Raw genomic sequence first — 1,996 nt, forward strand, 5'->3', positions numbered from 1 at the left:
CCCTCTCGGCGTCGACAACAATCTTTGCTCACTTCCAAAGTAGGGACTTGCACTTTGGAAGTTCCCAGGCGCATGCTACTCAACGTAGCTCGACGGTCGACGCATCGTGATCAACTGAGCGCCGCCCGCTGGGAGCTCCACGACTTCCTCCTCCCCCACCTCTCCGGCGAACTCCTCGTCTTCACCGGTGAGTTGCTGGTCAGCGAGCTGGTCACCAACGCCGTTCCAGCACTGCCGTGCCCCGCGCGACCGGCTGATCTTCGTCCGCTTCCAGCTCTCCCCGGACGACACCCTCCGCATCGAGGTGCACGACGCCGACGGCGAGAAGCCCTCGCCCCGCTGCCCCTCCACCACCACCGAGACCGGCCGAGGCCTGCTCCTCGTCCGGGAGTTGGCCACCCAGTGGGGCTGCTGCCCGCGCGAGGGCGGCATCGGGAAGTTCGTCTGGTGCCACATCTCCCCCGAGCGGGCCGTCGCGTGAGCGCCGTCCGGGCCGGGATCGCCGGCATCCTGCTCCCGACCGACTTCCCCAGCCTCGACCACGCCCTCCCCGTCCTCTGGGAGCGCGTCCGCGAGCTCCCCATCCGGGAGGCCCACCGCGACTTCATCCGGATCTGCATCGGGCCGGGCGGCGGTCAGGGCATCGCCAACTGCCTCTCGCGCAACGACACCTGGAGCGTCACCCTCTACGTCGGCGAGATGACCGACTGGACCTCCCACCTGATCACCGTCACCGCCCACCAGCCCTGAATCCCGCCCCCGTCCCCGCCCGGCGTTCGCGCCGGGCGGGGACGACCCGACCTCATCGCGGAAGTTCGGCCCTCATCGCAGAAATCCGCCCTCACCGCAGCCACGCACGGCGCCCGCCGTCACTCGGCCTCACCGGTCCCGGCCCACCGGCCGGCGGTGAGCGCGGCGTCGGCGCCCCCACGGCCACCCGTCCGGATGAACTCCTCGGCCGCACCGACGGCATGCGTCCGCGCACGATCCGCCTCCGGCTACGGTCCGGCGCACAGCCGAACGAAAGGTGACCAGCGTGACGACCGGAATCCTGGACTACGAGAGCGACGCGATCGTCCAGCTCATGAACATCGCCGAGGAGGACTGGACCGAGCAGGAGCTCAAGGACGCGCTCCAGCGGGCGATCATGCTGGAGCTCTCCACCATCCCGCCCTACGCCACCGCGCTCTGGTCGATCACCAGCCAGGACGACGGCCAACCCGTCCACCACACGATCCGGGAGATCGTCTTCGACGAGATGTCGCACTTCGGCCTGGTCTGCAACATGCTCACCAGCATCGGCGGCACCGTCGTCCTGACCGACCCCGCCACCGTCCCGAAGTACCCGGGCGAGCTGCCCGGCGGGGTCAACCCGGGGCTGATCGTCTCCCTCGGCGGGCTGACCAGGGAGTCGGCGGGCCTCTTCTCCGACATCGAGAAGCCCGAGAACCCGCTCGCGTTCGCCGCCGACGGCAACACGATCGGCGCCTTCTACCAGCGCATCGCCGACGTCTTCCCGAGGTTCGCGCACCTGCTCACCGGGCGGAACCAGGTGACGTTCCCGCTGGGGTCGCAGCACGGCGCCGGCAACAACATCGTCGCGATGAACACCATGGACGACGTGCTGAAGGCGATCGACGTCATCCGGACCCAGGGCGAGGGCACCGACGCCTCGCCCGACAACCCCTTCCCCGGCCCCCCTGGCGAACTCGCCCACTACTACGCGTTCAAGGAGATCGCCGTCGGCAGGAAGCTGGTCGAGAACCCCGCGACGGGGAGGTTCGAGTTCACCGGCCCCGACGTACCGCTCCCGGACACCTCGCCGGTCGCCCGTGTTCCCGCCGGCGGCTGGGCCAACGACCCCGCCAACGCGCCCGACCAGCCCACCGCCTCCGCACTGCACGACTTCAACACGTCCTACAGCGCCATGCTGACATCCCTCGAACACGCCTGGGGCGGCAACGGGAACGAGCTCTTCGACGCGATCGGGCACATG

At 69.5% G+C, this 1,996-nt stretch carries 3 protein-coding genes; all 3 read left to right on the forward strand.

Annotated features, from left to right (window positions below; translation table 11 throughout):
* The first annotated feature begins 187 nt into the window (after positions 1 to 187).
* Positions 188 to 481: an ATP-binding protein gene (locus ACIQOV_RS39245; protein ID WP_401055660.1), complete on the forward strand. Its 294-nt coding sequence runs from the start codon at positions 188 to 190 to the stop codon at positions 479 to 481.
* On the forward strand, positions 478 to 750 hold the full coding sequence (locus tag ACIQOV_RS39250; protein WP_401055662.1) for a hypothetical protein: 273 nt from the start codon (positions 478 to 480) through the stop codon (positions 748 to 750). The genes ACIQOV_RS39245 and ACIQOV_RS39250 overlap by 4 nt, the downstream gene beginning before the upstream one ends.
* Before the next feature lie 286 nt (positions 751 to 1,036).
* Positions 1,037 to 1,996, forward strand: a 960-nt coding sequence (locus ACIQOV_RS39255) for a ferritin-like protein (protein WP_401055664.1), incomplete at its 3' end; no start/stop codon positions are given.

It is taken from the genome of Kitasatospora sp. NPDC091257, from assembly GCF_044757675.1.
Lineage (GTDB): Bacteria > Actinomycetota > Actinomycetes > Streptomycetales > Streptomycetaceae > Kitasatospora > Kitasatospora lactacystinica.